The sequence below is a fragment of the Duganella sp. BJB476 genome (genome assembly GCF_003416895.1).
Classification (GTDB): domain Bacteria; phylum Pseudomonadota; class Gammaproteobacteria; order Burkholderiales; family Burkholderiaceae_D; genus Rugamonas.
Genome location: NZ_QVIO01000014.1, coordinates 53,113 through 75,919 on the forward strand (window position 1 = coordinate 53,113; position 22,807 = coordinate 75,919).

Annotated in this window: 22 protein-coding genes; 12 read left to right on the forward strand and 10 right to left on the reverse strand. The window is 65.4% G+C overall.

Annotated elements, in window-relative coordinates; genetic code table 11:
- Positions 1 to 2 precede the first annotated feature (2 nt).
- On the reverse strand, positions 3 to 488 hold the full coding sequence (locus tag D0T21_RS30905; protein ID WP_116993814.1) for an asparaginase domain-containing protein: 486 nt from the start codon (positions 486 to 488) through the stop codon (positions 3 to 5).
- Positions 489 to 627: 139 nt separating this feature from the next.
- On the opposite strand from D0T21_RS30905, the gene D0T21_RS30910 reads away from it, so the two are divergent.
- A complete protein-coding gene (locus D0T21_RS30910) occupies positions 628 to 1,395 on the forward strand; it encodes an L-asparaginase (RefSeq protein ID WP_116993813.1) in 768 nt (255 codons plus the stop codon).
- Here the strand turns inward: D0T21_RS30910 and D0T21_RS30915 are convergent, their stop codons facing one another.
- The gene (locus D0T21_RS30915; RefSeq protein WP_116993812.1) at positions 1,396 to 2,391 is read right to left on the reverse strand and encodes a D-2-hydroxyacid dehydrogenase family protein; all 996 of its coding nucleotides are present in this window, start codon (positions 2,389 to 2,391) and stop codon (positions 1,396 to 1,398) included.
- 282 nt (positions 2,392 to 2,673) lie between these two features.
- On the opposite strand from D0T21_RS30915, the gene D0T21_RS30920 reads away from it, so the two are divergent.
- From D0T21_RS30920 to D0T21_RS30940, 5 genes are all read left to right on the forward strand, one after another.
- Positions 2,674 to 4,542 (forward strand): phosphoenolpyruvate carboxykinase (GTP), encoded by a 1,869-nt coding sequence (locus D0T21_RS30920; RefSeq protein WP_116993811.1) that lies wholly within the window; start codon positions 2,674 to 2,676, stop codon positions 4,540 to 4,542.
- 123 nt (positions 4,543 to 4,665) lie between these two features.
- Positions 4,666 to 5,907 carry a dipeptidase gene (locus D0T21_RS30925; protein WP_116993810.1) on the forward strand — a complete coding sequence of 414 codons (1,242 nt, stop codon included), beginning with the start codon at positions 4,666 to 4,668 and terminating at the stop codon, positions 5,905 to 5,907.
- 38 nt (positions 5,908 to 5,945) lie between these two features.
- Positions 5,946 to 6,563, forward strand: a complete 618-nt coding sequence (locus tag D0T21_RS30930) for a TetR/AcrR family transcriptional regulator (protein ID WP_116993809.1) — start codon at positions 5,946 to 5,948, stop codon at positions 6,561 to 6,563.
- A 190-nt stretch (positions 6,564 to 6,753) separates the two neighbouring features.
- Positions 6,754 to 7,374, forward strand: coding sequence for an HAD hydrolase-like protein (locus tag D0T21_RS30935; protein WP_116993808.1), 621 nt, complete (start codon positions 6,754 to 6,756; stop codon positions 7,372 to 7,374).
- Positions 7,375 to 7,499: 125 nt separating this feature from the next.
- Positions 7,500 to 9,311, forward strand: a complete 1,812-nt coding sequence (locus D0T21_RS30940) for a DUF885 family protein (protein ID WP_116993807.1) — start codon at positions 7,500 to 7,502, stop codon at positions 9,309 to 9,311.
- A 31-nt stretch (positions 9,312 to 9,342) separates the two neighbouring features.
- On the opposite strand, the gene D0T21_RS30945 is transcribed toward D0T21_RS30940, so the two are convergent.
- The 3 genes from D0T21_RS30945 to uvrA all read right to left on the reverse strand — a co-directional run bounded on the left by D0T21_RS30945 (position 9,343) and on the right by uvrA (position 13,589).
- Positions 9,343 to 9,948, reverse strand: coding sequence for a DUF3828 domain-containing protein (locus D0T21_RS30945; RefSeq protein WP_116993806.1), 606 nt, complete (start codon positions 9,946 to 9,948; stop codon positions 9,343 to 9,345).
- Positions 9,935 to 10,627, reverse strand: coding sequence for a hypothetical protein (locus D0T21_RS30950; protein ID WP_147328217.1), 693 nt, complete (start codon positions 10,625 to 10,627; stop codon positions 9,935 to 9,937). Before D0T21_RS30950 ends, D0T21_RS30945 begins: the two co-directional genes overlap by 14 nt.
- Before the next feature lie 115 nt (positions 10,628 to 10,742).
- Positions 10,743 to 13,589, reverse strand: coding sequence for an excinuclease ABC subunit UvrA (gene uvrA, locus D0T21_RS30955; protein WP_116993804.1), 2,847 nt, complete (start codon positions 13,587 to 13,589; stop codon positions 10,743 to 10,745).
- Between the two features lie 247 nt (positions 13,590 to 13,836).
- On the opposite strand from uvrA, the gene ssb reads away from it, so the two are divergent.
- The 3 genes from ssb to D0T21_RS30970 all read left to right on the forward strand — a co-directional run bounded on the left by ssb (position 13,837) and on the right by D0T21_RS30970 (position 15,440).
- Positions 13,837 to 14,340 carry a single-stranded DNA-binding protein gene (gene ssb / locus D0T21_RS30960; protein ID WP_116993803.1) on the forward strand — a complete coding sequence of 168 codons (504 nt, stop codon included), beginning with the start codon at positions 13,837 to 13,839 and terminating at the stop codon, positions 14,338 to 14,340.
- A gap of 139 nt (positions 14,341 to 14,479) precedes the next feature.
- Positions 14,480 to 14,746: a hypothetical protein gene (locus D0T21_RS30965; protein ID WP_147328218.1), complete on the forward strand. Its 267-nt coding sequence runs from the start codon at positions 14,480 to 14,482 to the stop codon at positions 14,744 to 14,746.
- Between the two features lie 13 nt (positions 14,747 to 14,759).
- Positions 14,760 to 15,440 carry a hypothetical protein gene (locus tag D0T21_RS30970; protein ID WP_116993801.1) on the forward strand — a complete coding sequence of 227 codons (681 nt, stop codon included), beginning with the start codon at positions 14,760 to 14,762 and terminating at the stop codon, positions 15,438 to 15,440.
- Positions 15,441 to 15,467: 27 nt separating this feature from the next.
- Here the strand turns inward: D0T21_RS30970 and D0T21_RS30975 are convergent, their stop codons facing one another.
- The 4 genes from D0T21_RS30975 to D0T21_RS30990 form a co-directional block, all read right to left on the reverse strand.
- Entirely contained in the window at positions 15,468 to 15,683 is a 216-nt protein-coding gene (locus tag D0T21_RS30975; protein ID WP_199538629.1) for a DUF2783 domain-containing protein, read from the reverse strand.
- Between the two features lie 8 nt (positions 15,684 to 15,691).
- Positions 15,692 to 16,684 carry an SLAC1 anion channel family protein gene (locus tag D0T21_RS30980; protein ID WP_116993800.1) on the reverse strand — a complete coding sequence of 331 codons (993 nt, stop codon included), beginning with the start codon at positions 16,682 to 16,684 and terminating at the stop codon, positions 15,692 to 15,694.
- Positions 16,685 to 16,782: 98 nt separating this feature from the next.
- Positions 16,783 to 17,757 (reverse strand): GlxA family transcriptional regulator, encoded by a 975-nt coding sequence (locus D0T21_RS30985; protein WP_229211710.1) that lies wholly within the window; start codon positions 17,755 to 17,757, stop codon positions 16,783 to 16,785.
- A 60-nt stretch (positions 17,758 to 17,817) separates the two neighbouring features.
- Positions 17,818 to 18,828: a dienelactone hydrolase family protein gene (locus D0T21_RS30990; protein ID WP_116993852.1), complete on the reverse strand. Its 1,011-nt coding sequence runs from the start codon at positions 18,826 to 18,828 to the stop codon at positions 17,818 to 17,820.
- A gap of 148 nt (positions 18,829 to 18,976) precedes the next feature.
- Between D0T21_RS30990 and D0T21_RS30995 the strand changes: the two genes are divergently transcribed.
- Both D0T21_RS30995 and D0T21_RS31000 read left to right on the forward strand, forming a co-directional pair.
- Positions 18,977 to 21,028 (forward strand): HAMP domain-containing sensor histidine kinase, encoded by a 2,052-nt coding sequence (locus D0T21_RS30995; protein WP_116993799.1) that lies wholly within the window; start codon positions 18,977 to 18,979, stop codon positions 21,026 to 21,028.
- A complete protein-coding gene (locus D0T21_RS31000) occupies positions 21,028 to 21,780 on the forward strand; it encodes an ABC transporter substrate-binding protein (protein ID WP_116993798.1) in 753 nt (250 codons plus the stop codon). Before D0T21_RS30995 ends, D0T21_RS31000 begins: the two co-directional genes overlap by 1 nt.
- A gap of 9 nt (positions 21,781 to 21,789) precedes the next feature.
- On the opposite strand, the gene D0T21_RS31005 is transcribed toward D0T21_RS31000, so the two are convergent.
- The gene (locus tag D0T21_RS31005) at positions 21,790 to 22,380 is read right to left on the reverse strand and encodes a hypothetical protein (RefSeq protein ID WP_116993797.1); all 591 of its coding nucleotides are present in this window, start codon (positions 22,378 to 22,380) and stop codon (positions 21,790 to 21,792) included.
- Positions 22,381 to 22,439: 59 nt separating this feature from the next.
- On the opposite strand from D0T21_RS31005, the gene D0T21_RS31010 reads away from it, so the two are divergent.
- Positions 22,440 to 22,784, forward strand: coding sequence for a hypothetical protein (locus tag D0T21_RS31010; RefSeq protein WP_116993796.1), 345 nt, complete (start codon positions 22,440 to 22,442; stop codon positions 22,782 to 22,784).
- The last annotated feature ends 23 nt before the right edge of the window (positions 22,785 to 22,807 follow it).

Sequence of the window (22,807 nt, forward strand, 5' to 3'; positions counted from 1 at the left end):
TCTTACAGCGGCTGGAACACTCCGGCCGCTTTGTTTTTCTGCACGTTATCCCACGCGAAGATCTTGCCGTTCATGGCCACATACACGCCCGGCGGCAGGGTCTGCGCCACGCCGGCGGCAAAGCCCAGGTTGAACATCGCGTCGGAATTTTCGATCGCGTAAGGGATCATGGCGCCGGTCAGCACGATAGTCTGGCCCAGGCCGGCGGGTCCCAGCACGGCGGCGGTCTGCGGCATGGTGTCGGTGCCGTGGATGATGACGATCGCCTTTTCGCTGGCGGCGCGGCACGAGGCCAGGATGCGCTCGCGGTCGGCGTCCACCATGTCCAGCGAATCCATCAGCGGCAACTGTTCCAGCGCCACGTCCACCGTCAGGCGGCAGCGCGCCAGCAGCGCCGGCACATGGCTGTCGGCGAAGCCCAGGGTGCCGTTCAGTTCGTTGTAGTGTTTGTCGAAGGTGCCGCCGGTGGCGAGGATGCGCAGGGTCATGATGAAAGCTCAGGCAGATTAAAATGATCTGCATCATAACCCAAACCGCAAGCGCCCAAGAACGCGAAAAGAGTCCGTCGGCGGGCTGGAAAGTTGGGCATACTATGGCTACACTGGTTTCTTTGTTCGTTTCGATACCATGAAAGCGCTTGCTCCCGGAACCGTCATTTTCCATCGCCATCGCGGCTACGGCGTCATCACGTCGGTCAATTTGCTGACCGGCTGGATCTCGGCCCGTTTCGGCAGCGAGGCGAGGACGCTGGACTTGAACCTGTCCACCGACGAGGTGCAGTTCGCCGACGGCGAAGCCATCCTGTTCCGCCGCGCCCCGCCCGACCGCATGCCGCACGCGCGCCTGATGGCGCTGGTGCGCGCGCTGCACGAGGCCGGCTATCAGCGGCTCTACCTGTATTCCTGGCCCAAGCCGTCTGGGCTGCACTGGCGCTGGCACCTGTTCACCGGCCAGCGCGACTGGATGCAGCGTTCGTGGCGCGAGGGCTGGTATGGCTCGGGCGCCGACTACAACGTCAATCCGGTGCTGGGCTGGGGCGACACGCCGGGCGCCACCACCGAGGAGCTGATCCACGCGCTGGCTCGGTTCGACCCGCAAGGGCTGGCGCAGGCGCTGGGCCGCGACGAGGACCACACGGCCTGGTTCGCCAGCGTGTGCGACGCGTTGTTGCCGGGCTATATGTACAGCCTGGACATGCAGCGTGCCGACGGCGGCCCGCTGATCGACATGCCGCCGGTGCCGGTGGTGCCGGTGCGCGCCACCCTGCCGCCGTACGCCGGGCCGGACATCACCTGGCCGCCCGGCTGGGCCGGCCTGTGGAGCAAGGTGCACGCCATGCCGGCCCCCCGCATCAACCTGACCGGCCTGCCGGAAATCCCCGAACAGACCGACTAGCTAGCGCGCGTTGGCCTTGTAATCCGGGTTGTTGATCTTGTCGCAGCTGCCGGCGGCGAAATCGACGATGTTCTGGAACGCGTGGCGGAAATACAGCTCGTAGCTATCCTGCTCCACATAGCCCAGGTGCGGCGTCGCCAGCACGGTCGGCATGCGCAGCAGCGGGCTGTCGGCCGCCAGCGGCTCGGATTCGAACACGTCCAGCGCGGCGCAGCCCGGGCGGCCCTGGGGCAGCGCCTGCTCCAGCGCGCCGGGCTGCACCAGCTCGGCGCGGCTGGTGTTGACGAACAGCGCGCTCGGCTTCATGCGCGCCAAGTCCTCGGCGGTGACGATGCCGCGCGTGTCCGGGTGCAGCCGCAGGTGCAGGCTCAGCACATCGGCCTGCTCGAACAGCGCCTCGCGCGAGGCCGCCGTCCCGTGGCCGTCGGCGGCCGCCTTGTCGCGGCTGGACTGGCTGCCCCACACGATCACCTGCATGCCGAAGGCGCGGCCGTAGCCGGCGATGACCTGGCCGATCTTGCCGTAGCCCCAGATGCCCAGCGTGCGCCCCTTGAGCACCACGCCCAGCCCGTTCAGCTGCGGATTGATGGAGGCGGTCTGCCACAGGCCGTCCTTCAGGTTGGACGCGTAGGGCACGATCTTGCGCGCCGCCGCCATGATCAGCGCCCAGGTCAGCTCGGCCGGCGCGGTCGGCGAGCCGACGCCCTCGGCGATCGCGATGCCCAGCTCGGTCGCGGCCTCGACGTCGACATGGCCGGCCAGCTTGCCGGTCTGCGAAATCAGCTTCAGATTGGGCAGCTTGGCCAGCAGCGCGCGGTTGAGCGCAGTGCGCTCGCGGATCAGCACCAGTGCGTCGAACGGGGCCAGGCGGATCGCCAGCTGGCCCAGTCCGCGGGTCGAGTTATTGAAGACTTTAACGTCGTGTCCGCGCAATAAATCCAAGCAGGCCAGCGTGGTCGTGGCATTCTGATAATCGTCGAGAATCGCAATTTTCATGGAAGATAACCGATTTTATGAGGAATTTCGTAGGGAAATAACGGCTTGCAAAAGAACCTGAATAGCTTACTACTTTACTCAACTAATTCTCCTACATTTTTGACTGGAACAGCTATTGACGGGTGTACAATCGCCTCAAAAATAAGGCCTGTCGATCATGAATCCGGGCCGCGCAAGACCGCCGTGACCCCGCCGACCCATTTCGAATGGGCATCTGAGCGCAAGCCAAAAGCTGACGACGATCCTGCCGCATGCAGAATTTTAATTAGCATTGGAGGTAGTATGAATCAACCCGTCATGGGTGGCGTTGCAGCACTGCTCAACGTCCCAGCTTACATCAAGCAGCAAAAGTTGATCAACTGGGTAGCGGAAATCGCAGCCCTGACCAAACCGGACCGCATCTACTGGTGCGACGGCTCCCAGGAAGAGTACGACCGCCTTTGCGGCGAAATGGTTGCCGCCGGCACCATGAAAAAGCTGAACCAGGAACTGCGTCCGAATTCCTACCTGGCCTGCTCCGACCCGACCGACGTCGCGCGCGTCGAAGACCGCACCTACATCTGCTCCAACACCAAGGAAGAAGCCGGCCCGACCAACAACTGGATGGCGCCGTCGGAAATGCGCGCCACCCTGAACCCGCTGTTTGACGGCTGCATGGCCGGCCGCACGATGTACGTGGTGCCGTTCTCGATGGGCCCGCTGGGTTCGCCGATCGCCCACATCGGCGTGGAACTGTCGGACTCGCCATACGTGGCGGTCAATATGCGCATCATGACCCGCATGGGCAAGGCCGTGTACGACGTGCTGGGCACCGACGGCGAGTTCGTGCCGTGCGTGCACACCGTCGGCGCGCCGCTGGCCGCCGGCCAGAAGGATGTCGCCTGGCCTTGCAACGCCACCAAATACATCGTGCACTTCCCTGAGACCCGCGAAATCTGGTCCTACGGTTCCGGCTACGGCGGCAACGCGCTGCTGGGCAAGAAGTGCTTCGCGCTGCGCATCGCCTCCAACATGGGCCATCAGGACGCGCAAGCGGGCGGCACCGGCTGGCTGGCAGAACACATGCTGATCCTGGGCGTTGAATCGCCAGAAGGCAAGAAGCACTATGTCGCGGCGGCCTTCCCTTCGGCCTGCGGCAAGACCAACTTCGCCATGCTGATCCCGCCGGCGAGCTTCGACGGCTGGAAAGTCACCACCATCGGCGACGACATCGCCTGGATCAAGCCGGGCGCCGATGGCCGCCTGTACGCGATCAATCCGGAAGCCGGCTACTTCGGCGTGGCGCCGGGCACCAACACCCGCACCAACTCGAACTGCATGGCGTCGCTGGGTTCGGACACCATCTTCACCAACGTCGCGCTGACCGACGACGGCGACATCTGGTGGGAAGGCCTGACCAAGGAAGCGCCGTCGCACCTGATCGACTGGCAGGGCAAGGACTGGACGCCGGCCTCCGGCACCAAGGCCGCCCACCCGAACGCCCGCTTCACCGTGGCCGCGACCCAGAACCCGGTGATCGATCCGGCCTGGGACGATCCTGCCGGTGTGCCGATCTCGGCCTTCATCTTCGGCGGCCGCCGTTCGACCACCGTGCCGCTGGTGACCGAAGCGCGCAACTGGGTGGAAGGCGTCTACATGGCCGCGACCATGGGTTCGGAAACCACCGCCGCCGCTGCCGGCCAGATGGGCATCGTGCGCCGCGACCCGTTCGCGATGCTGCCGTTCATCGGCTACAACATGAGCGACTACTTCCAGCACTGGCTGAACCTGGGCGAGAAGCTGGGCAAGGTCAACGCCGCCACGCTGCCGAAGATCTACTGCGTCAACTGGTTCCGCACCGACGACCAGGGCCACTTCGTCTGGCCTGGCTTCGGCGACAATATGCGCGTGCTGAAGTGGATGCTGGAACGCATCGAAGGCACGGCCGGCGGCGTCGAAAACATCTTCGGCACCACCCCGCGCTTCGGCGACCTGAAGTGGGACGGCATCCCGTTCTCGCCGGAAGAGTTCGAGACCATCACCTCGATCGACAAGGACGCCTGGCGCGAAGAGCTGAAACTGCACGATGAACTGTTCGCCAAGCTGGCCTACCATCTGCCTACCGAACTGACCGCCGTCAAGGCTGAGTTGGAGAAGCGCCTGGCACGATAAGCCGGCCTGGAGGAGACCGAAAACAGCGCGCGTGGGTGATCCCATGCGCGCTGTTTTTTTTGCGCGATGGACCAGCATGCTAGTATCGGCCGACTTGTTTCCCTCTCCCTGATCGGATATTTCATGTCGCGCCTTCCAGTTTTGCTGCTCGCCCTGGTCCTGCCTTTTACTGCCGTCGCCGCCGACGATGCGGCGTTGGCCCATGCGCGGACGCTGCTGAAATCCACCATCCTGCTGGACGGCCACAACGACCTGCCCTGGACCATCCGCGAGGATCCGAAGGCGCCGATGGATGTCGAGGCCTACGACATGCGCAAGACCACCAGCGGCGAGACCGATGTGGCGCGCCTGAAGCAAGGTCAGCTGCGCGCGCAGTTCTGGTCGATCTTCGTGCCGGGCGAGACCAAGGAAGGCTACGCCAAAGTGCAGCTGGAGCAGTTTGACATCGCCCGGCGCATGATCGCCAGATACCCGGAGGCGATGGAGCTGGCGTTGTCGGTGGCGGACGTGCGCCGCATCGCGGCCCAAGGCAAGGTCGCCTCGCTGCTGGGCATGGAAGGCGGTCACGTGCTGGAAAACTCGCTGGGCGCACTGCGCGCCTACTACAGCCTCGGCGCGCGCTACATGACGCTGACCCACAACGTGACCTTGGACTGGGCCGATGCCGCGCTGGATGCTCCACGCCACCACGGCCTCACCCCCTTCGGCAAGGAAGTGGTGCGGGAAATGAACCGCCTCGGCATGCTGGTCGATATCAGCCACGTCTCGCCCGACGTCATGCGCGACGTGCTCGACACCAGCGCCGCCCCAGTGATTTTCTCGCACAGCTCGGCGTTTGCGCTGGTCGCCCATCCGCGCAACGTGCCCGACGCCATCCTCAAGCGCATGGCCGCCAACGGCGGCGTGGTGATGGTCACTTTCGTGCCGCCGTTTGTGAACCGCGACGCCATGGCCTGGGGCGACGGGCTCGAGAAACTGAGCAAGGGAATCGCCGGCGACGCCGAGCTCAAGCGCATAGAAGACGCTTACACCAAGGAACACGGCCCATCGCCCAAGGCCACGTTGAAGGATGTGGCCGACCATATCGACTACGTCGCCCGGACCGCCGGCCACGACCACGTCGGCATCGCCAGCGATTTCTATGGTGGGGTTACGCCGGTGGGGCTGGAGGACGTGTCCAAATATCCCGAGCTGTTCGCCGAGCTGATCCGCCGTGGCTGGAGCGACGCCGACCTGAAAAAACTGGCCGGTGAAAACATGCTGCGCACTTTCGAGCAAGCCGAACGCGTGGCCCGGCGCTTGCAGGCGCAGCGCCCGCCCAGCACCGCCACCATCGCCACGCTGGACGGCAAAAAGGAAAAATAACGCTGGCTATTTCGCACGGGTGTGCTAAAGTTCGACCCATGGACACCTTGACCGCAAAAAGCGAAGCGACTTTCGCCACCATCATCGACGCCGCGCTGGACATGGCGGCGGCCGATGGCATCGGCAAGCTGTCGCTGGGCGAGCTGGCCAAGCGCACCGGCATCAGCAAGAGCGGCGTGTTTTCCCGCGTCGGCTCGCTGGAGACCCTGCAGGCCGCCGTGCTCGACGAATACGACCGCCGCTTTGCACAGGACATCTTCCTGCCCTCGCTGCAGCAGCCCAAGGGCTTGCCGCGCCTGATGGCCATGGTCAGCGCCTGGTCGCGGCGCGCCTGCAACGAAGGCCTGAGCAACGCCTGCCTGTACAGCGCCGGCGCGTTCGAGTTCGACGACCAGGACGGCCCGCTGCGCGACCGCCTGCAGCAAGGCGTGCTGGCCTGGCGCGCCTCGCTGCGCAAGACCATCCTGCAGGCGATGGAGCTGGGCCATCTGCGGCCCGACACCGACGCCGGCCAGCTGGTCTACGAAATCTACAGCCTGATCGTGGGGCTGATGCACGATACCCGTTTCCTGCGCGACGAGCAGGCCGGGCGCCATATGCAGCGCGCCTTCAGCCGGCTGATCTCGACCTACAAAAGCTTCAACGACATGGAATAAACCCGGCCGCAGCTCGTCTGCGGTTTTCTTGAAACTAATTTCGCACATGTGTGCGAAAAGGAGAATGTGATGGCCGCCTTGCTGATGTTGATCCCCGTCGGACTATACTTTGCCTACCGCAGCCCGCTGTGGTGCGTCCTGCGTTCGCTACCCAGCTGCAACGAGGACTTCGTACTGTTCTGAGGACCGCTTGAACCACAAACTGATCATCTTTGATTTCGACGGCACGCTCGCCGATACGCTGCCGGTGTTCGTCGACGTGTTCGACCAGGCGGCCGACAAATACGGCTTCAAGCGCATGGACCGCAGCCGTACTCAGGCGCTGCGCCAGCTCGACGCGCGGCAGATGATGGCGGTCCACGAGATCCCGTTGTGGAAGGTGCCGGCCATCGCCACCTTCATGCGTTCAACCATGGGGCGCAGCGTGGCCGACATCCGCCTGTTCGACGGCATGCCAGAGGTACTGCACGCGCTCAAGGCGCGGGGTGTGATACTGACCGTGGTCAGCTCCAACTCGCGCAGCAATGTGGTCAACGTGCTGGGACCGGAATTGGCCGGCCTGTTCAGCCAATTCGAATGCGGCGCCTCGCTGTTCGGCAAGCTGCCGAAGATACGCAAGGTGCTGGCCGCCACCGGCGTCGCGCGCGAGCACACCATGCTGATCGGCGATGAGATCCGCGACGCCAAGGTCTCGGCCGAAGCCGGCGTGGATTTCGGCGCCGTGGCCTGGGGCTTCAACACGGTCGAGACGCTGATGGCGGAAAATCCCAGCCGGATATTCCGCGCCGCCGGGGACTTGCTGGCGCACTGATTTCGCCTGTCGCCGGAAAATGCATTTCATGCCCTTGTTTCAACATTCCAGCGCAATTTGCGCGCGCTGGCGCGGGCGCAGGCCTACAGTGCATGCTCAACATTTTTCCTGATAGGCCTATAGACATGACAACTGCAACTACCCGTATCGGCGTCGCCAGCGCCCTGTTGTTTTCCCTGATCCTGGGCGTGGCCCATGCCGACACGGCAGCTCCCGACCTGGCGGGTCGCCGCGAAGCACTGAACTCCCTGATCAAGGAACAGTGGGAATACACGATGCGCTCCAGCCCTGAATGGGCGTCGCTGCTGGGCGACAAGCGCTACAACGACAAGTGGTCCGACTTCTCGCAGGCCGGCATCGACGCCGACCTCAAGATCACGGCCGACTTCCTCAAGCGCTTCGAAGCGGTGGACACCACCGGCTTCCCGCTGCAGGAACAGCTGAACCGCGAGCTGATGGTGCGCCAGCTGCGCCAGAACGTGGAAGGCGGGCGCTTCAAGGAATGGGAGATGCCGCTGGCGCAGAACTCCGGCATCCACATCGACGCGCCGCAGCTGGTGTCGGCGCTGCCGTTCGACACCGTCAAGGACTACGAGGACTACATCGTCCGCCTGCACGCGCTGCCCAAGCTGTTCGACGAGACCCGGGTGCAGATGGAGAAGGGCGTGCACGACAAGCTGATGCCGCCGAAATTCCTGATCCCGAAAATCGTCAAGCAATGCGAGGACGTGGCGGCCATCAAGCCGGCCGATTCGCCGTTCGCCGAGCCGCTGAAAAAATTCCCGAAAGAGTTCTCGGACGCCGACAAGGCGCGCCTGAGCAAGGAAGTACTGGCGGCGGTGCAGAAGGACGTGATCCCGGCCTACAAGAAGCTGGCCGTGTTCACCAAGACCAAGTATGCGCCTTACGGCCGCATGGATGTCGGCATGTGGTCGCTGCCGGATGGCGCGGCGCGCTATACCTACAAGGCCAAGTCCTCGACCACCACCGAGATGTCGCCGGAAGCGATCCATCAACTGGGCCTGTCCGAGGTCAAGCGCATCGAAGCGCAGATGCTGGCGACGGCGCAAAAGCTGGGCTACAAGGATTTGAAGAGCTTCAACAAGGCGGTGGCCGCCAAGCCGGAGCTGCATCCGAAATCGCGCCAGGAAATCATCGACCTGTACCAGAAATATACGGACCAGATGTACACCCAGCTGTCGCAGCAGTTCGGCGTGCTGCCGAAGGGTAAAGTGGAAATCAAGCCGGTCGAGGAATTCCGCGAGAAGGGCGCATCGGCGGCGGCCTATATGCCAGGTTCGCCGGACGGCAAGCGCGCCGGCCGCGTGATGGTCAACACCGGCGACTTCGAGCATCGTTCGACCATCGACATCGAAACCACGGCGCTGCACGAAGGCGTGCCGGGCCACCACATGCAGCTGACCATCGCGCAGGAGATCGAAGGCTTGCCGACCTTCCGCCAGCAGGGCAACTACACGGCGTATGCCGAAGGCTGGGCGCTGTACTCGGAGCGTCTGGGCGAGGAGCTGGGCTTCTATCAGGACCCGTACAGCTACTACGGCCACCTGCAGGATGAGATGCTGCGCGCGATCCGCCTGGTGGTGGACACCGGCCTGCACTACAAGAAGTGGAACCGCCAGCAGGTGGTGGACTTCTTCCACGACCACTCGGGCATCGAGGAAGTGGAAGTGCAGAGCGAGACCGACCGCTACATCGTGTGGCCGGGCCAGGCGCTGGGCTACAAGATCGGCCAGCTGAAGATCCTCGAACTGCGTGACTATGCCCGCAAAGAGCTGGGCACGGGCTTTGACATCCGCAGCTTCCACGACCAGGTGCTGGGCGCGGGCGCATTGCCGATGGATGTGCTGGAATCGCACATCAAGGACTGGGTCGGCGCCGAGAAATTGAAGCAGACCCGCACCGCCGCGGCGCAGTAAGCTAGTTGGGTTTTGTCGAAGGCAGGGGTGCTCAATGCAGCGCGCCTGCCTTCATGGCGGCTTCTGAGCTGGTCCGTTCGCGGGCCAGCAGTTCCTCGTTCTCATGCTGGATTTCCCGCCGCATCGCATTCGCGATGTCGAAAGTCCCGTTGCTGCCCACTAGCATGTCATCCACGCGCCAGCCGTCATCTTCCATTTTCAGCACATAACGTATCTGGCGGTCATAGTTTTTGCCTTCGCTGGGGAATACGTTGAAAGAGACATCGACAGTGCGCTTGCCGGAGCGGATCGCTTTGAACCTGGCCTTGTTGAAGTCCAGATCAGGAGCGGTTTCCTGCGTGTCCAGGAAGATATCGCCATCGGCGTCGTAGCCGCAGATCTCGTCCCCGTGCGCCAACTGGGCGCAAAGTCGATGATTGGTTGCCAGCAGGGTTTCAAGTTCTTCCGAGTAGAACGATCCCGCAGGCGGCGGCGTGCGCCTGCCTGGATTGGACAGATAGCTTGTGTAAAAATTCGTGATGAAGGTGAGTTGTCCTGCTTCGAACTGCGCCTTGTAGGCCAGCAGCGAGGCAATCGCAAACACGGTGGCGACCAACAGCGAAGCGAACGGCAGGATATGCGCTTTATTGATTTTCATGACGGGCTTTCGAGAGGGCAGCTTTGCTGAGATCGATCTTCGTTATCCACCCCTGGTCCTGGAAGGTGTAGGACAAGGCATCCAGTGCGACCACCTTGCCTTCCACTCTTGGAGTCGCCCGCTTGAGCATGTTCTCGTTTTGTCTCTTGATTTCCCGGCGCATGTTGCTGTCGGCGGAGAACACCCCCCACTTGCGGTACAGGACATTGTCCACGCGCCACCCATCCGCTTGCTTGACCAGCAGGTAGCGCAGTCCAATATGGTTGGTGTTTTCGTTTTCGGAACGTGGTTGGAGGAGAACGTCGACGGCGTTGTTCCCGGAGTGGATCGCCATCAACCCAGCTTTGTCGAAGGTGAAGCCAGAGCTCACTTTTGGAGCGGCGATCAATGCTTCGCCGTGCTCATAGTCGCAGCTATCACCATGTCGCGAGAGTTTTTCGCAAAGTTGCCGCCGCGCTGTCTTTAGCTGGATCAGCTCGTGGGAATAGAAGGTGCTGGCTGATGACCGCTGCAGTCCCTCCGGGACGGAAAGATAGTCAATGTAGAAGTGCCTGACGAGCTCCATCTGCTGCTCGTACTCCATACATTGCGACGTGTAGGCGGTCAGCGCGACACTCGCCAATCCAATTGCGCCCAGCGCCAGGACAACTCTGACGAAATCATTTTCGTTGATACGCATGGCCAGCCCCAAGGAAGATGCATGACTGCATTGTCCTTGAGGCTGGTGCGAGACGAATTGCCTAAAATCAAGAATGGATGAGCGGACGCCGCCGGATTCCGCTATTTCACCGCCATCACTTCAACAACGGTCCCAGATACTTGCCGGTCACGCTGGCAGGATTGGCCGCCACGTCTTCCGGCGTGCCGGCGGCGATGATCTGGCCGCCGCCCGCGCCGCCTTCCGGTCCCAGGTCGACGATCCAGTCGGCCGTCTTGATCACGTCCAGATTGTGCTCGATGATGACCAGCGTGTTGCCCTGGTCGCGCAGGCGATGGATCACCTTCAGCAGCAAGTCGATATCGTGGAAGTGCAGGCCGGTGGTCGGCTCGTCGAGGATGTACAAGGTGCGGCCGGTGTCGCGCTTGGACAACTCCAGCGACAGCTTGACGCGCTGCGCCTCGCCGCCCGACAGCGTGGTGGCGCTCTGGCCCAGCTTGATGTAGCCCAGGCCCACGTCCAGCAGCGTATGCAGCTTGCGCGCGATCAGCGGCACCGGCTTGAAGAACTCGTGCGCATCTTCGACCGTCATGTCGAGGATCTCGGTGATGTTCTTGCCCTTGTAGTGCACTTCCAGCGTTTCGCGGTTGTAGCGCTTGCCGTGGCAGACATCGCACGGCACATACACGTCCGGCAGGAAGTGCATCTCGACCTTGATCACGCCGTCGCCCTGGCAGGCTTCGCAGCGGCCGCCCTTGACGTTGAACGAGAAGCGCCCGGCGCTGTAGCCGCGTTCCTTGGCGGTCGGCACGGTTGCGAACAGGTCGCGGATCGGCGTGAACAGGCCGGTGTAGGTGGCGGGGTTCGAGCGCGGCGTGCGGCCGATCGGCGCCTGGTCGACCGAGATCACCTTGTCGAAGTGTTCCAGGCCGCTGATGGAGTCGTGCGGCGACGGTTCGGTCTGCGAGCCGTACAGGTGGCGCGACAGGGCCGGGTACAGCGTGTCGTTGATCAGCGAGGACTTGCCGGAGCCGGACACGCCGGTCACGCAGGTCATCAGGCCGACCGGCAGGTGCAGGTTGACCTTCTTCAGGTTGTTGCCGGTGGCGCCGGTGATGACCAGCTGCTTGTCCGGATCGGCCACGTGGCGTTTCTTCGGCACGGCGATCTTCAGCGTGCCTTTCAGGTACTGGGCCGTCAGCGAATTCTTGTTCTTCAGGATGTCCTGCAAGGTGCCCTGGGCGATGATGTCGCCGCCGTGCACGCCGGCGCCCTTGCCCATGTCGACGATGTAGTCGGCGGTGCGGATCGCGTCCTCGTCGTGCTCCACCACCAGCACGCTGTTGCCGATGTCGCGCAGGTGCTTCAGCGTTTCGATCAGGCGGTCGTTGTCGCGCTGGTGCAGGCCGATCGACGGTTCATCGAGCACGTACATCACGCCGGTCAGGCCGGAGCCGATCTGCGAGGCCAGGCGGATGCGCTGCGCCTCGCCGCCGGACAGCGTGTCGGCGCTGCGGTCCAGCGACAGGTAGTCGAGGCCGACGTTGTTGAGGAACTGCAGGCGCGAGATGATCTCCTTGACCACGCGGTCGGCGATCTCTTTTTTCGCGCCCTTCAGTTTCAGCTGCTCGAAGAAGGACAGCGTGTCGCGCAAAGGCTTCTCGGCGATCTCGTAGATCGCCTTTTCCTGCTTGCCGGTGCCGACCTTGACGAAGCGCGCTTCCACCCGCAGGCGCGCGCCGTGGCAGGACGGGCACTGCTTCTCGTTGATGAACTTGGCCAGCTCCTCTTTCACCGCCATCGAATCGGTTTCGCGGTAGCGGCGCGCCAGGTTGGTGACCACGCCTTCGAAGGCGTGTTCCTTGATGACGGTGCGGCCGCGCTCATTGACGTAGGTGAACGGGATGTTGGTCTTGCCCGAGCCGTGCAGGATCACTTCCTGCGCGGTCTTCGGCAGCTGCTCGTACGGCAGGTCGAGGTCGAACTCGTAGTAGGCAGCCAGGTTGGACAGCATCTGGAAGTAGAACTGGTTGCGGCGGTCCCAGCCCTTGACCGCGCCGGAGGCCAAGGACAAATTCGGGAAGGCGACGATGCGCTTGGGATCGAAGAACTCGATGTGGCCGAGGCCGTCGCATTCCGGGCAGGCGCCCATCGGGTTGTTGAACGAGAACAGGCGCGGTTCCAGCTCCTGCAGCGAATAGCCGCACTCGTTGCAGGCGAACTTGCTGGAGTAGACGTGTTCGGCGCCGCTGTCCATTTCCAAGGCCACGGCGCGGCCGTCGGCCAGGCGCAGCGCGGTCTCGAAGCTTTCGGCCAGGCGCTGCTTGATGTCGGCGCTGACCTTGACGCGGTCGATCACCACGTCGATGGTGTGCTTCTCGGTTTTCTTCAGCTTGGGCAGGTCGTCCACTTCGTAGATCTTGGCGTCGTGGGTGCCGCTCTGCACGCGAAAGCGCACGAAGCCCTGGGCCTGCATCTGCTCGAACAGGTCGGAGTGCTCGCCCTTGCGGTTGGCCACCACCGGCGCCAGGATCATCAGCTTGGTCGCTTCCGGCATGGCCAGCACGGCGTCGACCATCTGCGAGACAGTTTGCGCGGCCAGCGCGTGGTCCGGGTGGTTGATGCAGTAGGGCGTGCCGACGCGCGCATACAACAGGCGCAGGTAGTCGTGGATCTCGGTCACGGTGCCGACCGTCGAACGCGGATTGTGCGAGGTGGCTTTCTGCTCGATCGAGATGGCCGGCGACAGGCCTTCGATCAGGTCGACGTCGGGCTTTTCCATCAACTGCAGGAACTGGCGGGCATAGGCCGACAGCGATTCCACATAGCGGCGCTGGCCCTCGGCGTACAGCGTATCGAACGCCAGCGAGGACTTACCGGAGCCGGACAGGCCGGTAATCACGATGAGCTTGTTGCGTGGCAGGTCGAGATTGATGTTTTTGAGGTTGTGCGTGCGTGCGCCGCGGATGCGGATCTGTTCCATGGATTTTTTGCCTTTCGGGTCAACCCGTTACTATAGCCGGGTTTGATTACTTGCGCCGACCTTGCGCTGGATCGCGTTCCGGTGGCTCGACACTGTATATAATACCAGTATTTTCTTGCGACGTTACAACTTGGTCTGCACGGAAATTTCGGTGGGTGGTCGGCGGCATCGTCTATAATCGTCGTTTAGCTTTTCCATACATAGCCCGTCCCGAGGGGACGGCCGTCGTTACTCAGGAGTTTCATACATGGCATCAGTCAACAAAGTCATCATCGTCGGCAATCTGGGTCGCGATCCGGAAATTCGCTACATGCCTAGCGGTGACGCGATCGCCAACATTGCTGTGGCGACATCGTACAAATCGAAGGACCGCAACACCGGCGAGCAGAAAGAGCTCACCGAGTGGCACCGTATCTCGTTCTTCGGCCGCCTGGCTGAAATCGTCGGCCAGTATCTGAAAAAAGGTTCGTCGGTCTACGTCGAAGGCCGCCTGCAAACCCGCAAGTACACCGACAAAGACGGCGTAGAGAAATACGCGACCGACATCATCGCCGAGCAGATGCAAATGCTGGGTGGCCGTCAAGGCATGGGTGAAGGCGGCGGCATGGACGACGGCGGCTACGAAGCCCCGCCACAGCAGCGCCAGGCACCGGCGCCGCGTCCGCAGATGGCCGCGCCGGCGCCAGCACCGCGCCCGGCTCCACGCCCAGCGCCGAACTTCTCGGACATGGATGACGATATCCCGTTCTAAGATCGACTTCTTTGAAGTTGTAAACGAAAGGCCCGCAGCTCGCGCTACGGGCCTTTTTTCTTGAACTGCGCCTCTATATTTTCTCCACAATTAGTAACGATAATGGCCCTGTCTTCCACCCGATACTGAAAGGACCGTCATGTTCCGCATAGCTACTCTTGCCTTGCTGCTCGCCGCCGCCAACGCCTACGCCCAGCAGCAACCCGCTCCGCAGAACCAGCCCCAGGAGCATCGCGGCCCGCCGCAGGAAGCCTTCGATGCCTGCAAGGGCAAGAAGGAAGGGGATACCGCGCAAATGAAAACGCCGCGTGGCGAGTCGATGGCCGGCACTTGCCGCATGGTGCTGGTGCCCAGCCGTGCTCCTGCGGAAAAGACGCCGCCGCGCGAACGTCCGCCGGCCAAATAAAAGCTGCGCAGCCATGCTGGACAACGCCTTGCTGGCCGATGACTTCACCTTGTGGCTGGGCATATTGCGGCAGTCCGGGGCCGTGCGCTTGTCGCTGCACCTGTGCACTGAATTCGATCTCGGCACGCAGCGCGCCACACGCGGCGGCGAGTATGCGGTGGTCGTGCACTACGCGGACCGTCACGAGATCTGGGTCGTGGGGGAAGAGCGGGCCGCGTGGCTAGCGCATCCCTTGCTGCCCGACGATGCGGGCTTCCCCGCCTTCCCGGACGCGACCCACTGGGGCGGCGAGCTCGATAGCTATTGGCGCATCGCCGAGCGGCCAGGCACGCTCGATGTGCCCGATACCAACTGGAAGCAGCTGGCGGTCGCCATCGCTGCCGATCTCGATATCCGTGTGCCGTCCAGCCTGGTGCCTGCCGGGCCGGTTTTCCTGTTCGGGCAGGAGCCGGAAGCGTGGGCGAAACTTCCGCTGTTTCCCAAGTCTGCGGTGGCCGCTCCGGCCCATCATCTGCTGGCAACGTTGTACCGGGAGCAGGCGACGTTTTCCAATGACACGAATCCGAAGAACGAAGGCAGCCACTATCAAAGCCTGGATGCCGAAAGTGCGGTGAACATGGAAAATTGGGGACGTCGCCTCGACAGTTGGGTGATCGAAGCGCAGTTGCGCTGCGCGAACGAGTGCCGGTCCTGATCGGCTAGGCGTTCGCGCCGGCGCGATTCAACGCGGCAGCGTCCTCTCGACATTGACCCGCGCCAGCGCGAACGCCTGGCGCAACACCGCCAGGTCGCCGATGTGATTGGACAGCAGCAGGATCAGCTGATCGCTCAGCATTTTGCTTTGATGCTCGTCCAGGTCCTGGTGCGAGTCGCTCAGCATCGCGTAGAAATCGTCGTAGTCGGCCAGGTTCTGGCCCAGGTTCAGTGGCAGGTCCATGTGCGCTCCTAGGCCGTCAGCAGGCGGCCGGCGGCCAGGCCCCACAGCGTGCGCAGCGACAGCACCAGCACCGCGGCGGTGAGCAGGAACAGCAGGATCACGGCGATCCCTTGCAGCACGGCGCCGCCGACCGCGTTGGCGTAGACCAGCGCGGAATTCGACAGCGCCGCCATCGGGAAACCGATCGCCCACCACGACGGCGAAAACGGCGCCGGCTTCACCGCCAGGCGATAGCCGATGATGGCGAACAGGAACAGCGCGAAGTAGAACAGCAGCGCCGCAAACATGTCCACCTGGTGCACCAGGTTGACGTAGGCGATGAAGCCGACCGCGAACGGCGCCACCAGGATCATCTTGGACGGCCGCATCGGCGCCGCCAGCGGCTCCTGGTGCACCAGCCGCGAGAAGATCAGCACGAAGAACACCAGCGCGCTGACCGCGCCGATGGCGGCCGCGAACAGGTTCACCTCATGCGTCCAAGCGGCCGTCAGCGCGCCGCCCGTCACCACGATATCGAGGCTGCCGACGCCGGCGATCAGCCAGGCCGGCACCACGCTGGTGGGCGCGGCGTTGCCATTCAACAGACGGGAAATCATGACCACGCTCAGCGCCAGCGTGGCGACGGCGCCGATGGTCCACACGACCAGCTGGGCCGCCGCGCTGTAGCCGCCGATCACGCTCGACAGCAGCAGCACGCTGATGCCCACCGTGCCGAAGAAGCTGCCCATCATCGGATGCGAAAATTCATGCTTGACCAGCTCGGGATGCCTGAACAGCTTGGCCAGGTAGGACAGCGCCAGCACCACGAACAGCGCCAGCGCGGCGATGCCGATCGCGTTCGACACCGCGATGTCGGCGCCATAGGTCTTGCTGGCCAGGCGCCAGGCCAGCGCCAGGCCGGCCACGCTCATCACCGAGCCGAACAGGCTGACGGGCAGGTAGCGCACCGACGGCATGGCGCGCGCGGGCAGGGCGGGGTGTAGTTGAGCGGATTCCATCATGACTCCAGTGGGGTGTTTTGCGTGAGGCCATTCTGCCCCGGCGCCGCCCGCCCGTGAGCGGGCTGACCCAAAAGGAGTGCGGGATGTCCCCAAATGCGCTAAGCGGCCCGTCCGTGGTCGCCGGCGCGGAAGCGTTCGCGGTACAGCTTGGGCGTGGTGGCCAGCTGGCGCGAGAAGATCATGCGCATCTGGGTGGCGGTGCTGAAGCCGCAGCGGAAGGCCACCGTCTTCAGCGGCACGTCGGTCTCCTCCAGCAGCTTGCGGGCGAAGTCGATGCGCACCTGGTCGACGAACACCGACGGCGTCACATGCGCATGCTTGGCGAAGGCGCGCGAGAAGGTGCGGCGGCTCACGCCCACGGCGTCGGCGATCTCCTCGATGGTCAGGGCGTCGCTGATGTGGTCGGTCACATGCTTGAGCACCTTGGCCACCAGCGAGTCCTCGTCCGGGCCGACCGCCAGGTAGGGGCTGTACTGCGACTGCCCGCCGTCGCGGCGGATGTAGACGATCAGGCGCTTGGCCACCTTCATCGCCAGCTCGTGGCCCCAGTCCTCGGCGACCAGGGCCAGGCACAGGTCGATGCCGGCGGCGACGCCGCCGCAGGTGAACAGGTTGCCGTCGCGCACGAAGATCTTGTCGGGCCGCACATTGGCGCCGGGGAACTGGGTCGACAGCCGTTCGGCGTGGTCCCAGTGGGTGGTGATTTCCCGCTCCGCCAGCAGGCCGGCATGCCCCAGCAGGAACACGCCGTTGCACACCGCGCCGTAGCGGCGGGCGCCGCGCGCGCGCTGCTTGAGCCAGTCGGTCAGGGCCGGCTCCGGCCGGTACTCGGGGAAGCGCGGGCCGCCGGCCACCAGCAGCATGTCGCTGTCGGCGTGGTGGTTCAGGTAGTCGCAATGGACCTTGAACTCGATGCCGCTGGAGCAGACCACGCTGTCCGGCCGGCCGCCGACCAGCGTGATGTCATAGTGCTGCTCCTTCGGCAGGAAGTCGTTCGCCTCGGCAAACACGTCCAGCGGACCCGCCACGTCCAGCGCCTGCACGCCATCCAGCACCACCAGGGTTATCTTCACCACATCCGCCTTTTGCTATCGCCATGTCGGCCCATGATAAGCCATGGGGCCGGCCGGCGCTTATTTCGGCGGGGCGGCGCCGAAAAACACCTGCGACGCGAATTCCAGCGCGTCGTGGCGCGACTGCCGCAGCGCCGCGTCGTTGCGGCCCACGTGCACGCCGCGCTTGGCGCAGCCGGCGAAATACTCGCCCACCTTGGCCGCCGCGATCGGCGTGCCGGCCGGCTCGGTGCGCAGGGTCCAGTTGGCCAGGTCCCAGCGCACCACCTCGCAGGCGATGCCGGTGGTGGCCTGCGGCAGCAGGTGCACCGGGTAGTTGCCGTCCCACGAGTGGTGGGCGCCGGCGTACTTGATGGTGCGGATGCCGGCGCCGGCCGCCGCGTACTGCGCCGCCAGCTGCTCGCAGGCGGCCGCGCCGGTGTAGTCGTCGGCCTCGCCCACCAGGTTCAGCATCGGCGCCCGGCTCAGTTGCGGCGACCAGTACACCTGGCCGCAGCCGGCGTACACCGGGATGTGCAGCGCGAAGCGCAGCTCCGACTTGAGCACCGCGCGCCGCAGCGGCTCCACCGCGCTCTGGAAGGCGACGCTGCCGCCGCGCGAGAAGCCCATCACGCCGATGCGCGCCGGGTCGATGCGCGGATGCGTGGCCAGCAGCTGCAGCGCCTGCAGGCTGTCCACCAGGTTGGCCGCCGCCGGCACCAGGGTCTGGTCCTCCGCCGTGCGCCTGACGCCGCGCGGCTCGAAGCTGCTGACCACGAACGTGGCGACGCCGATGGCGTGGAAGGCGTCGACCCAGGTCTGCATGCTGGCCTCGATGCCGCCGCTGCCGTGCATCAGCACCATCGCAGGCACCGGCGCCGCCGGCTCGGCCGGCTTGGGCAGGCTCAGCTCGCCCCATATTTTCTGCGGCGCCCAGTTCTCGCGGCGCTCGCGCGCCAGGTCGAACATGGTCTTGGGAGTGTAGCTGTCGAACTCGATGCGCCCCTGGCTGGCGGCGTTGAGCTGCTGGGCGTGCGCGGCGGTGGTGGCCAGCAGCAGCGCGGCCGACAGCAGGAAGGCGGGGGTTTTCATCGGGGTGGCGTCCATAAGTTTGTTTTATTGATAATAATGTAAATACCATTTCAGCCACGTTTTTGCAACAGCCGCCTGGCCGGCTGTTCAGCTGAAAGCGACTTCGTGTAATACTGGCCTGACGTGAGTTCGCTACGGGGGCAGTGCCATGTCTGCATCTGAAACACGATCCTATGCCGCGGCCGCCAACGAAGCGGCCGAGGCGGAGCAGCTGCTGCAAGCGCTGCGCGCCTGCCTGATGGCGCAGGAGATGCCGCACTACGCCCTGACCCTGCAACAACTGGCCGGCCGCCGCCTGAACGGCTCGCAGGCGCTGGAGCTGGCGGCGTTCCAGCTGCTGGCGCGGGCCGCCGACGCCGCCGTCGCCGCCGACACCCTGCTGCTGCCGGCCAGGAATCTGCAGCTGCAGGCGCAAACCGAACAACATCCGCTGGCCCAGGCCGCCGCGCTGCGGGCGCTGCACTGGGTGCAGATGCGCCTGCGCCTGCACCACGCCGCGCTCGACAGCCTGGCCAAGGCCGCCGAGCTGTACGCGCGCTGCGCGCTGCCGCGCCTGGCCACGCAGATGCGGGCCAGCCGCTGCCGCGTGATGCTGGGCGCCGAGATGCACCTGGAGCTGGTGCAGTTCTGCGCCGCCATGCTGGCCGAGCCGGGCGAGCTGACGCCGGCCATCCACGTCATGCTGCTCGACAGCGCGGCCTCGGGCGCCTACTACCTGGCGCTGGAGGAGCCCGACGACGCCGCCGCCGCGCCGCTGTGGCGCGACTGCCTGGCGCGGCGCGAGCTGGTGCTGCGCCGCACCCGCGAGTCCGGCCTGGACGCGCAGGAATGCCTGGCGCTGCTCAACCTGGCCGTGGTCAGCGCCAGTTGCGAGCAGGCCGGCGCCAGCCGCGACTACACGGCCCAGCTGCGCGCCAAGTTCGGCCACGACGGCTACTGGAGCGCGTGGCTGCGGCTGTGCGCGCTGCTGGCCGACTGCGCCGACGGCGCGCGCGAACGCGCCTGGCCGGCGCTGCTGGCCTACGACGCCGGCCTGGACGACGAGACCCCGCAGGGCACGCGCCTGCGCGAGATCACGCTGTGGGCGATCCGCCGCTACGGCCGCCGCTGGGGCCGGCTCGACGCGGCGCTGCAGGCCAGCATCGCCCAGGTGGGGCTGGAGCGGCGCCACAAGCGCGCGCTGGCGACCTCGCTGGGCGAGACCCTGAGCGCGGTGATGGAGCGGCCGCAGCTGCTGCACCAGAATGCCCTGCTGGCGCAGCACGGCACGGTGCTGGAGAACTCGCTGGTGCAGCGCAACCTGGAGCTGGGCGAGGCGCTCGAGACGCTGCGGCGCGAGGTGGCGGTGCGCCAGGCCGCCGAGGCGGCGCTGCAGGGCGCGCACGACCGGCTGGAGCAGCAGGTGCGCGAGCGCACGGACGAGCTGGGCCACGCGATGCGGGCCCTGATGCAGCAGGAAAAACAGCTGGGCATGTCGCGCATGGTGGTCGGCATGGCGCACGAGCTCAACACGCCGCTGGGCAACGCGCGGGTGGCGGCCAGCGCCATCACGGCCCAGGCCGAGGACTTGCGGCGCGGCTTGGACGCCGGCGCGCTGCGCCGCAGCGAGGTGGCCGGCCTGCTGGCCAGCGTCACCCAGGGCGGCGCACTGGTCGACCGCGCGCTGGCGCAGATCAACCGCCTGGTCGAGCGCTTCAAGGGCTTGTCCGGCCAGCCGACCCAGGAGCCGGCCAGCCGCTTCGACCTGGCCGAGCGGCTGCGCTTTTGCGCCGGCGCCTGGGCCCACGGCCTGCAGGCGCGCGGCGTCACGCTGACCTTGACGCTGCCGGACCAGCTGTGGCTGTACGGCTACCCCGGCGCCTGCCAGCAGGTGTTCCAGCACCTGCTGGACAACTGCCTGCTGCACGCCTTCGCCCGCCGCGCCGGCGGCGCCATCGTGGTCGAGGCGCGCGCCGCCGCCGACGCCATCGTCATCGACTGGAGCGACGACGGCTGCGGCATCGCGCCCGAACACCTGGCGCAGGTGTTCGAACCGTTCTACACCACCCAGCTGGGCCTGACCGGCGCCGGGCTCGGCCTGGCCAGCGTGCACAGCATGGTGGTCAGCCTGATGCGCGGCCAGATCACGCTCGACAGCACGCCGCAGCGCGGCACGCGGGTGTCGCTGCGCCTGCCCTACGGCGACGGGGGCGCGTCTTGATGCGGGCCAGGGCAGGACGCATGCGGCGCGCCGTGCTGCTGTGCGCGCTGGCGCTGCTGCCGCTGGCGCGCGCCGAGCCGCCGGAGCCGCTGCGGCTGGTGGCGGCCGACCTGCCGCCGTATGCCATCGCGGCCGGCGGCGACAGCCCCGGTTCGCTGGTGGAAATCGCCCAGGAGCTGGCGCGCCGCGTCGGCACGCCGGCCACGGTGGAGTTCTACCCGTGGCAGCGGGCGGTGGTGATGACCGGCGTGCTGCCGCACATCGCGGTGCTGCCGCTGACCCGCACGCCCGAGCGCGAGCACCAGTTCCGCTGGCTGGTGCGGCTGCGCCAGCAGAACTTCGTGTTTGTCGCCCGCCACGGCAGCGTCGACCTGCGCGACCCGGCGGCGCTGGCGCGGCGGCCGATCGTGGTGCTGCGCGGCTCGCCGCACAGGCAGATGCTGCAGTCGCTGAACTTCGGCATGGTGGCCGAATGCGCCAGCGTCAGGGAATGCATGCGCATGGTCAAGAAGGGCGTGGCCGACGCCACCTACGGCGGCGAGGACATCCACCGCCACGCCGCCAGCCTGGACGGCAACCGCGAGGCCGACTTCGACTTCAGCCCGGTGTTCCGCAGCGGCGACGTCTGGCTGGGCGGCTCGCTCGACTTCAGCGAGGACGACGCGCGCAAATGGCGCGCCGCGCACGAGGCCATGCGCGCCGACGGCACGCTGGCGCGCATCCAGCGCAAGTACGGGCTGGCCGGCAACTGAGGCGCCGGCCTATTTCGGCCTGGCGCGGCGCGCCTGGATTTCCTTGAGCAGCTTGAGCTCCTTGTCGCTGGCCTTGTCCAGCAGCGCCTCGTGCTTTTTTCCCAGCTCGGCCAGGCCGGCCACCTCGGGCGGCACCGGCGTGTCCGGGTGCACCTGGTAGGCGATCCAGGCCGACAGCAGGCACATCGCCAGGGTGCCGGCCACGTAGGCGGCCAGCCACAGGCCGGTCTGGCCGCGCGCGCGGTGCAGCGCGCCGCACACCTGCTCGGCCTCGCGGCTGGCGGCCTGCATCTGGCCTATCATCCCGGCCACGGCGGCGCTGGCCGCCTCGGTGGCGGCGCGCGCCGCTTCGCGCCCGGTGGCCTCCAGCTGGACCGCGGCCTGGGTCTCGATCCGCACCGCCTCGGCGATGCGGGCGTCGATCTGGTTGAGGCTGATATGCGCCATGCGCACCAGCTTGTCGCAGCCGGCGATTTGCTTGGACAGGGTTTGCAGGTCGACGTGGAAGCGGTCGACCAGCGCGCCGTGGGCGTCGACCTTGTCGTTGAGCGAGTTGAAGAAATCGCCTTGCGATGTCGCGGGCTGCTCGTCTTGGTTCATGCGCTGCGCCTATTCGGTGACCGGGAAGCCTTATTGTAAATTCAAGCTACAATAGCGGCGTGAAAAAAATTCTGCTGATCCTGCTGCTGACCATCCTGCCCATCCAGTACGCCTGGTCGATGGCGGCCGTCTATTGCCAGCATGAGCCGGCCAAGGTCGCGCATTTCGGCCACCACGGCCATCAGCACCAGGCGCAGTCCGACGACGGCGCCGACCAGGGCAAGCCGGTCAAGGTCCACAGCGACTGCGAGGTGTGCCACCACGCGGTGCAGGCCTCGCTGCCGGGCGGCGCCGCGCCGGCGCTGGCCGTGGCGCCGGGCGGTCACGCGCCGCCTTTGCCATCCGCATACCTGTCCCATATCTCCGACGGGCCCGCGCGGCCCAATTGGCTGCTCGTCGCCTAGCGCGACGAGGCCCTCGCCCCCTT

Excerpts from the sequence above, each read along its gene's own strand:
- D0T21_RS30940 (WP_116993807.1), top strand. The coding sequence starts at position 7,500 with ATGACAACTGCAACTACCCGTATCGGCGTCGCCAGCGCCCTGTTGTTT.
- D0T21_RS30910 (WP_116993813.1), top strand. The coding sequence starts at position 628 with ATGAAAGCGCTTGCTCCCGGAACCGTCATTTTCCATCGCCATCGCGGC.
- uvrA (WP_116993804.1), bottom strand. The coding sequence starts at position 13,589 with ATGGAACAGATCCGCATCCGCGGCGCACGCACGCACAACCTCAAAAAC.
- D0T21_RS30915 (WP_116993812.1), bottom strand. The coding sequence starts at position 2,391 with ATGAAAATTGCGATTCTCGACGATTATCAGAATGCCACGACCACGCTG.
- D0T21_RS30975 (WP_199538629.1), bottom strand. The coding sequence starts at position 15,683 with ATGGACCTGCCACTGAACCTGGGCCAGAACCTGGCCGACTACGACGAT.
- D0T21_RS31005 (WP_116993797.1), bottom strand. The coding sequence starts at position 22,380 with ATGAACCAAGACGAGCAGCCCGCGACATCGCAAGGCGATTTCTTCAAC.
- D0T21_RS30950 (WP_147328217.1), bottom strand. The coding sequence starts at position 10,627 with ATGCGTATCAACGAAAATGATTTCGTCAGAGTTGTCCTGGCGCTGGGC.
- D0T21_RS31000 (WP_116993798.1), top strand. The coding sequence starts at position 21,028 with ATGCGGGCCAGGGCAGGACGCATGCGGCGCGCCGTGCTGCTGTGCGCG.
- D0T21_RS30930 (WP_116993809.1), top strand. The coding sequence starts at position 5,946 with ATGGACACCTTGACCGCAAAAAGCGAAGCGACTTTCGCCACCATCATC.
- D0T21_RS30925 (WP_116993810.1), top strand. The coding sequence starts at position 4,666 with ATGTCGCGCCTTCCAGTTTTGCTGCTCGCCCTGGTCCTGCCTTTTACT.
- ssb (WP_116993803.1), top strand. The coding sequence starts at position 13,837 with ATGGCATCAGTCAACAAAGTCATCATCGTCGGCAATCTGGGTCGCGAT.
- D0T21_RS30995 (WP_116993799.1), top strand. The coding sequence starts at position 18,977 with ATGTCTGCATCTGAAACACGATCCTATGCCGCGGCCGCCAACGAAGCG.
- D0T21_RS30965 (WP_147328218.1), top strand. The coding sequence starts at position 14,480 with ATGTTCCGCATAGCTACTCTTGCCTTGCTGCTCGCCGCCGCCAACGCC.
- D0T21_RS30980 (WP_116993800.1), bottom strand. The coding sequence starts at position 16,684 with ATGATGGAATCCGCTCAACTACACCCCGCCCTGCCCGCGCGCGCCATG.
- D0T21_RS30970 (WP_116993801.1), top strand. The coding sequence starts at position 14,760 with ATGCTGGACAACGCCTTGCTGGCCGATGACTTCACCTTGTGGCTGGGC.
- D0T21_RS30990 (WP_116993852.1), bottom strand. The coding sequence starts at position 18,828 with ATGAAAACCCCCGCCTTCCTGCTGTCGGCCGCGCTGCTGCTGGCCACC.
- D0T21_RS30920 (WP_116993811.1), top strand. The coding sequence starts at position 2,674 with ATGAATCAACCCGTCATGGGTGGCGTTGCAGCACTGCTCAACGTCCCA.
- D0T21_RS30945 (WP_116993806.1), bottom strand. The coding sequence starts at position 9,948 with ATGAAAATCAATAAAGCGCATATCCTGCCGTTCGCTTCGCTGTTGGTC.
- D0T21_RS30905 (WP_116993814.1), bottom strand. The coding sequence starts at position 488 with ATGACCCTGCGCATCCTCGCCACCGGCGGCACCTTCGACAAACACTAC.